Source organism: Cellulomonas sp. IC4_254 (genome assembly GCF_011603975.1).
GTDB lineage: Bacteria > Actinomycetota > Actinomycetes > Actinomycetales > Cellulomonadaceae > Cellulomonas.
The window spans coordinates 1-7,681 of the sequence record NZ_JAANNB010000186.1; the positions used below are offsets into that span (position 1 = coordinate 1).

Genomic DNA, 7,681 nt, shown 5'->3' on the forward strand with positions numbered 1-7,681 from the left:
GGCGGGATCAGGCCGGCGGGTCGGTGATGACGAGCCGGGTACGGAGCACGCAGGACAGGGCAGTGGTCACCGGTCCCGCCTCCTCTCGTCGTCCTCGTGCGCCCTCCGGCGGGCACCTGCCGCGGGACGCTCTCGTCCAGTGCAACGTCCGCCCACCGCCGATCTCCTGGGACCAAGGTCCTCCTCCGCCCAGCGAGACCGGTGCCGTGAGCCGGGGCCGCGACCGGGATCGCACCCGCGTCACGCGCCCCGCACGGACCTGTGGTCGAATGGGTAGACGAACTCGTCTACCCCAGGGAGGCCGGCATGCGGGCAGCAGCGCGCGGGCAGGAGCGGAACGACCACCACGACCGGCCGCACCAGCCGGGGGAGCACCGCCGCTCGGCCGGAGACGTGCTGCGCACCGCCGGCCGTCTGGCCCTGGGCGGCGCCCTGGTGTTCGCCGGGACCAGCCACCTGACGTTCGCCCGCGAGGAGTTCACCGCCCAGGTCCCGGAGTCGATCCCGCTCCCGGAGGACCCGGTGGTGCTCGCCTCCGGCGTGGCCGAGATCGCGCTCGGCGCGGCGATCGCGGTGGCCCCGCGCCGGTTCCGTCCCGCGGTGGGCTGGCTCGGCGCCGCCTTCTTCGTGGCGGTCTTCCCGGGCAACGTGTCGCAGTACCTCACCGGCACCGACGCGTTCGGGCTGGACTCGGACGCCAAGCGGCTCGCCCGGCTGCCGTTCCAGGGCGTGCTGGTCGCGTGGTCGCTGTGGTCGACCGGCGCGTGGCGGGCCTGGCGGGCGCGGCGCCGGGGCTGACCGCCCTTTGGCGGCGGTGCGCGCCCGTGGCGTAGGCTTCACGGGCCGGTGCGGCGAGCCATGCCCGCGCGCGCCGAAGCGTGCCGCCCCCCGGGGTAGAGCGGGGAACCGCCCGACCGGCCCGCCCCAGCGCCCACGCCGGACCCCCGGCGCAGACGAATCCGAGCAGTTGGAGAGCACTGAAGTGAAGAGCGCCGTCGAGACCCTGGAGCCCACCAAGGTCAGGCTGACCGTCGAGGTTCCGTACGACGAGCTCAAGCCGAGCATCGATCACGCCTACTCGCACATCGCGGAGCAGGTGAACATCCCCGGCTTCCGCAAGGGCAAGGTCCCGCCGCGGATCATCGACCAGCGCGTCGGCCGCCCGGCGGTCATGGAGCACGCCGTCAACGAGGGCCTGTCCGGCTTCTACGCCGAGGCCGTCCGCGAGAACAAGCTGCGCCCGCTCGGCCAGCCCGAGGTCGACGTCACGAAGGTCCCCGGCCTGGTGGCCGGCGACACCGACGGCGACCTGGTGTTCACCGCCGAGGTCGAGGTCCGCCCGGAGATCGAGATCCCGTCGCTCGACGGCCTGTCCGTGACCGTGGACGACTCGGAGATCACCGACGAGGACGTGCAGGGCCGCCTGGACACGCTGCGCGAGCGGTTCGGCACGCTGGTCGGCGTCGACCGGCCGGCCGCCGACAAGGACTTCGCGGTGATCGACCTGGTCGCCAAGATCGACGGCGAGGAGGTCGACACGGTCTCCGGCGTCTCCTACCAGATCGGCTCGGGCAACATGCTCGAGGGCCTGGACGAGGCGCTGACCGGCCTGTCGGCCGGTGAGACCACGACGTTCTCGACCACCCTGGTCGGCGGCGACCACGCCGGCGAGCAGGCCGAGGTCACCGTGACCGCGTCCTCCGTCAAGGAGCGCGAGCTGCCCGAGGCCGACGACGACTTCGCGCAGATGGCGTCGGAGTTCGACACGGTCGAGGAGCTGCTGGCCGACCTGCGCGAGCAGGCCACCAAGATCAAGGCGCAGAACCAGGCCGTCCAGGCCCGCGACCTGCTCCTGGAGCAGCTGCTCGAGCAGATCGAGATCCCGGTCCCGGCCGGTGCCGTCGAGGCCGAGGTGCACCGCCACCTCGAGTCCGAGGGCCGCCTGGAGGACGACGTGCACCGCGCCGAGGTGACGGAGCAGGCGCAGACCGCGCTGCGCAACCAGATCCTGCTGGACACCCTGGCCGAGAACCTCGAGGTCAAGGTCAACCAGGGCGAGCTCGTCGACTACCTGGTGAGCGCGTCCCGCCAGTACGGCATGGACCCGAACACCTTCATCCAGACGATCGACCAGCAGGGCCAGATCCCCGCGATGGTCGCCGAGGTCGCGCGCTCCAAGGCCCTCGCGGTCGCGCTGCGGCACGTGGCGGTCGTCGACGGCGCCGGCGCGGCGGTCGACCTGTCGGAGTACATCGGCACCGACGAGGAGGACGCCGCCCAGTCCGCGCTCGAGGACGCCGTGACCGAGGCGGCCGAGGGCGACGAGGACGCGGCCGAGGGCACCGAGGCGCCCGCCGAGGACGCCAAGGCCTGAGCCCCGGCACCCGCACGACGCGAGGGCCCCGCACCGGCGACGGTGCGGGGCCCTCGGGCGTCCCCGGGCCGGGCGACCCCCTGCGCCGACAGCGAAACGGGCGCCGACCGGGACTGATGCCGGGCGGGCCGGGCGTTAGGGTCGCTGACAAGCAACCAGTCCTGATCGAGGGAGCGTTCGTGAACGACCAGACGCCGGCCATCGCCCGGGCAGAGTCCGGGGGACTCGGCCTCAACGACTCCATCTACAACCGGCTCCTCAAGGAGCGGATCATCTGGCTGGGGTCGGAGGTCCGGGACGAGAACGCGAACGCCATCTGCGCCCAGATGATGCTGCTCGCGGCGGAGGACCCGGACAAGGACATCTTCCTGTACATCAACTCGCCCGGTGGCTCGATCACCGCGGGCATGGCGATCTACGACACCATGCAGTACATCCAGCCCGACGTCGCCACGGTGGCCATGGGCATGGCGGCCTCGATGGGGCAGTTCCTGCTCTCCTCGGGCGCCAAGGGCAAGCGCTACGCCACCCCGCACGCCCGCGTGATGATGCACCAGCCGTCCGGCGGCATCGGCGGCACGGCCACCGACGTGCGCATCAACGCCCAGCTGATCCTGCACATGAAGACGGTGCTCGCCGAGCTGATCGCCGAGCAGACCGGCAAGTCGGTCGAGCAGATCACCGCGGACTCGGACCGCGACCGCTGGTTCACCGCCCCCGAGGCCCTCGAGTACGGGTTCGTCGACAAGGTCGTCACCCACGCCGGCGCCGTCACCGGCGGCGGCGGCACCGCGGCCTGACCGACCCCGAACCACCACAGACCTCGTTAGGAGAACTCGTGAGCACCGAGTCGCAGTTCATCGCCCGCGCCGGGCGCCTCGCCGGCGGCTGGGGCGGCACCGCCGGGTCCGTCGCGACCTCGCCGTCCTCCCGCTACGTGCTGCCCCAGTTCGAGGAGCGCACGGCCTACGGCTTCAAGCGGCAGGACCCGTACACCAAGCTGTTCGAGGACCGGATCATCTTCCTCGGCGTGCAGGTGGACGACGCCTCCGCGGACGACATCATGGCCCAGCTGCTGGTCCTGGAGTCGACCGACCCGGACGGCGTCATCACGCTCTACATCAACTCGCCCGGCGGCTCGTTCACCGCGCTGACCGCGATCTACGACACGATGCAGTACATCAAGCCGCAAATCCAGACGGTGTGCCTGGGCCAGGCGGCCTCCGCCGCGGCGGTCCTGCTGGCCGCCGGCACCCCGGGCAAGCGCCTGGCGCTGCCGAACGCCCGTGTGCTGATCCACCAGCCCGCGATGGAGGGCGGCGGCTACGCCCAGGCGTCGGACATCGAGATCCACGCCAACGAGCTGATCCGGATGCGCGAGTGGCTCGAGGAGACCATCGCGCACCACACCGGCCAGCCGCTGGACAAGGTCCGCCAGGACATCGAGCGCGACAAGATCCTCACCGCCAAGCAGGCGCACGAGTACGGGATCGTCGACCAGGTGCTCGAGAGCCGCAAGGGCGCGATCGCGACCCGCGTCGAGCCGTGACGGCGCCCGGGGGCCGCTGAGGTCCCCGGTCGCCACCCGCACCGCCCGCCCCGGGCCCGCCGCCACCGCGCGGCCGAGCCCGGGGCGGCCCGGCGCGGCGCCCGGACGGGCGAACCCGCCCGACACGCCCGGCGCCCGGTGCGTGGCGGGCTGACACCGGGCCCGCCGTGGTGTGCAATGGACCGATGGGCGGTCGGCCGTGCCCGGTCCGCCCGAGAGCGCAGTGACTCGCGACCGACCGGTCGCACCGAGGGAAGGGGACGCACGTGGCTCGGATCGGGGACGGCGCGGACCTTCTCAAGTGCTCGTTCTGCGGGAAGTCGCAGAAGCAGGTCAAGAAGCTGATCGCGGGGCCCGGCGTCTACATCTGCGACGAGTGCATCGAGCTCTGCAACGAGATCATGGAGGAGGAGCGCGCGGAGGCCACCGAGATCGGCATGGTGGAGCTCCCCAAGCCGAAGGAGATCTTCGCGTTCCTCGAGCAGTACATCGTCGGCCAGGAGCCCGCCAAGCGGTCGCTCGCGGTCGCGGTCTACAACCACTACAAGCGCATCCAGGCGGGCGAGGCGACCCCGTCGGTCGGCACCGCGCAGGCCGAGGACTCGGTCGAGATCGCGAAGTCGAACATCCTGCTGATCGGCCCCACCGGCTGCGGCAAGACGTACCTCGCCCAGACCCTCGCGCGGATGCTCAACGTCCCGTTCGCGATCGCGGACGCCACGGCCCTCACGGAGGCGGGCTACGTGGGCGAGGACGTCGAGAACATCCTGCTCAAGCTCATCCAGGCCGCCGACTTCGACGTGAAGAAGGCCGAGACCGGGATCATCTACATCGACGAGATCGACAAGATCGCCCGCAAGAGCGAGAACCCGTCGATCACGCGGGACGTGTCCGGCGAGGGCGTGCAGCAGGCGCTGCTCAAGATCATCGAGGGCACGACCGCCTCGGTGCCGCCGCAGGGCGGCCGGAAGCACCCGCACCAGGAGTTCATCCAGATCGACACGACGAACGTGCTGTTCATCGTGGCGGGCGCGTTCGCCGGCCTGGACGAGATCATCACCAGCCGCTCGGGCCGCAAGGGCATCGGCTTCGGCGCCCCGCTGCACAGCGCGGACGACAAGGACGTCTACGGCGACGTCATGCCGGAGGACCTGCTGAAGTTCGGGCTCATCCCCGAGTTCATCGGCCGCGTCCCGGTCATCACCACCGTGTCGCCGCTGGACCAGTCGGCGCTCGTGCGGATCCTCACCGAGCCGCGCAACGCGCTGGTGAAGCAGTACCAGCGGATGTTCGAGATCGACGGCGTCGAGCTCGAGTTCACGCAGGACGCGGTCGAGGCCATCGCGGACCAGGCGCTGCTGCGCGGCACCGGCGCGCGCGGCCTGCGGGCGATCATGGAGGAGGTCCTCCAGCAGGTGATGTTCGAGGTGCCGAGCCGCGACGACGTCGAGCGCGTCGTCGTGAACCGCGGTGTGGTCCTGGAGAACGTCAACCCGACGCTGGTCCCGCGCCAGGCGCCCGCCAAGCGCACGCCCCGCGAGAAGAGCGCCTGAGCGGTCCGGCCCGCCCCCTACGATCGGGGGCGTGACGAACGACAGCACCCCGGCCGGCGCGCCCGCGCTCCCGCCCGAGCTCGCCCGCCTGCGCGGCAGCATCGACAACATCGACGCCGCCCTGATCCACCTGCTCGCGGAGCGGTTCAAGGCGACCCAGCAGGTCGGCGTGCTGAAGGCCCGGCTGGGCCTGCCCGCGTCCGACCCGGGGCGCGAGGCGCGGCAGGTCGCGCGGCTGCGGGACCTCGCCCACCAGGCGGACCTCGACCCGGTGTTCGCGGAGAAGTTCCTCGCGTTCATCGTGGAGGAGGTCATCCGGCACCACGAGGCGATCGCCGCGGGCCCGGACGGCCAGCGCGCCCCGGTGGCCGCCTCGGACGACCCCGTCACCGACTGACGCGCCTCGTCCCCGGCGCCCCGCGGCGAGATCCGACGCGCTCCGGGGTGGCGCCGCGCGACCTGCTGTCAGAGGGTGGGAGGGGTCAGGACCGGTCGGTCGGTGCGGCCCCGACGGCGCTGCGCCGGCACGACCCACGCAACCGGACCCTCGGAGGTCGCTCGTGGAACTGCACTGGCTCAAGCCCCTGCTCGGACGTCCCGCCCCGTTCATCACGATCCATCTCGACGCCACGCGCGCCGACGCGTCGGGTGACGAGGAGGTCGAGGGCCGCTGGCGGGCCCTGCGCAGGGAGCTCGAGCGCTCGGGTGCGGCCGCGGCCGTGCTGGACGAGATCGAGGAGCGGGTGACGCGCCCGACCGGCGTCGCCGGCCCGCACGGGCGCGTGGTCATCGCCGACGCCGAGGGCGTCGTGGTGGACCGCGTGCTCAAGGAGGCCCCCGCGCAGTCGACGGCGCACCTGGACGACGTGCCGGTGCTGCTGCCGGCGGTCCGCGCCGCGGACCAGGCGACCCGGTTCCTGCTGGTCGAGGTGGACCGGCAGGGCGCGGACCTGACGTGGTCGGACGGCTCGGGGCTGCGCACGGCCCAGAAGGAGAGCGTCGAGGGCAGCCACGACGAGCTCCGCAAGGTCAAGGAGACCGGCGACGGCTGGAAGGCGCGGCGGGTGCAGATGCGCGCCGAGGACTCCTGGGAGCGCAACGCCGAGACGGTCGCCGCCGAGATCGACCGGCAGGTGGTCGAGAAGAAGCCGGAGATCGTGCTGGTCACCGGGGACGTGCGCGCGGTGTCGCTGCTGTGCCACGCCGTGGCGCCGCGGACCAAGGACCTGGTCGTGGAGGTCCCGGGCGGCTCGCGCGCCGACGGGGTCAAGCAGGACGTGTTCCACCAGCGGGTCGCCGAGGCGCTCGAGGCGTTCCGGCAGCGCCGGCGGGAGGAGACGCTGGCGCGCTACCGCGAGGAGCTCGGCCGCGGGGGAGCGGCGGTGACCTCCGTCGACGACGTGGTGACGGTGCTGCAGCGCGGCCAGGTCCGCGAGCTCGTGCTGCACGAGGACGTCACGCTGCCCGGCTCGGCGCTCGGCGACCGGCACCTGTGGGTGGGGCCGGACCCGCTGCAGATCGCGTCGAGCGAGGACGACCTGGCCGGGATCGGCGTCACGGAGGGCGCGCGGAGGATGCCCGCGGACGTGGCGCTGCTCCGGGCCGCGCTCGGGCAGGACGCCGGCCTCGCCATCGCGCTGGACGGGCAGGTCGAGGCGGTCGACGGCGTGGGCGCGGTGCTCCGCTACACCGACGGCTCCACGCCGAGCGAGGCGGTGCCGACCCAGTCGGGCGACCAGCGCCGGCTGCACGACGTGGTCTGAGGGCCGCGCGACGACGACGGCGGGCGCCCCGGGGGGACCGGGGCGCCCGCCGTCGTGCTGCGTGCGTGCTGCCGTGCGGGAGGGGCCCGTCAGGGCGCCGTGGTGCCGGTCGCCAGCAGCGAGCCGGAGACCACGTTCGCGACGACGCCGAGCACGATCACGACGGCCGTGACGATCCACGCGATCTTCTTGTACTGGTCGTAGCCGGCGAGGCGCCGGCCCTCCTTGTCCTTCTGCGCCCCGGCGAGCACGAGCACCAGGTCGACGAGCGCCCAGACGCCGAGCCCGCCGAGCGTGAGGAGCTTGGCGATGCCGGTGCCGATCTTGCCGAGGTAGAACCGGTCCACGCCGAGGCCGCCCAGGAGCCAGGCGAACAGCCAGGTGGCGACGAACGACTTGTCCGACTCGCCCTGGCCGGCCCAGGGGGCGGTCTGCGAGGCGG

General features: G+C 72.7%; 8 protein-coding genes. 7 read left to right on the plus strand and 1 reads right to left on the minus strand.

The genetic code is table 11. The features are described from left to right. Window positions 1-306: 306 nt before the first annotated feature. From G6556_RS15415 to G6556_RS15445, 7 genes are all read left to right on the plus strand, one after another. Window positions 307-798 carry a hypothetical protein gene (locus G6556_RS15415; RefSeq protein ID WP_240934602.1) on the plus strand — a complete coding sequence of 164 codons (492 nt, stop codon included), beginning with the start codon at window positions 307-309 and terminating at the stop codon, window positions 796-798. Window positions 799-982: 184 nt separating this feature from the next. Beyond that, window positions 983-2,374: a trigger factor gene (gene tig, locus G6556_RS15420; protein WP_166943314.1), complete on the plus strand. Its 1,392-nt coding sequence runs from the start codon at window positions 983-985 to the stop codon at window positions 2,372-2,374. Window positions 2,375-2,553: 179 nt separating this feature from the next. Next, complete coding sequence (locus G6556_RS15425) at window positions 2,554-3,174, plus strand: ATP-dependent Clp protease proteolytic subunit (protein WP_147796218.1); 621 nt, start codon at window positions 2,554-2,556, stop codon at window positions 3,172-3,174. A gap of 38 nt (window positions 3,175-3,212) precedes the next feature. Next, complete coding sequence (locus G6556_RS15430; RefSeq protein ID WP_147796219.1) at window positions 3,213-3,923, plus strand: ATP-dependent Clp protease proteolytic subunit; 711 nt, start codon at window positions 3,213-3,215, stop codon at window positions 3,921-3,923. A 266-nt stretch (window positions 3,924-4,189) separates the two neighbouring features. Then, the gene (gene clpX / locus G6556_RS15435; protein WP_158373744.1) at window positions 4,190-5,476 is read left to right on the plus strand and encodes an ATP-dependent Clp protease ATP-binding subunit ClpX; all 1,287 of its coding nucleotides are present in this window, start codon (window positions 4,190-4,192) and stop codon (window positions 5,474-5,476) included. A 31-nt stretch (window positions 5,477-5,507) separates the two neighbouring features. Next, the gene (locus G6556_RS15440) at window positions 5,508-5,873 is read left to right on the plus strand and encodes a chorismate mutase (protein ID WP_166943317.1); all 366 of its coding nucleotides are present in this window, start codon (window positions 5,508-5,510) and stop codon (window positions 5,871-5,873) included. 163 nt (window positions 5,874-6,036) lie between these two features. Continuing rightward, a complete protein-coding gene (locus G6556_RS15445; RefSeq protein ID WP_166943319.1) occupies window positions 6,037-7,239 on the plus strand; it encodes a hypothetical protein in 1,203 nt (400 codons plus the stop codon). An 89-nt stretch (window positions 7,240-7,328) separates the two neighbouring features. On the opposite strand, the gene G6556_RS15450 is transcribed toward G6556_RS15445, so the two are convergent. Beyond that, the coding region (locus G6556_RS15450) for a TM2 domain-containing protein (protein ID WP_346774933.1) at window positions 7,329-7,681 on the minus strand (353 nt) is incomplete at its 5' end.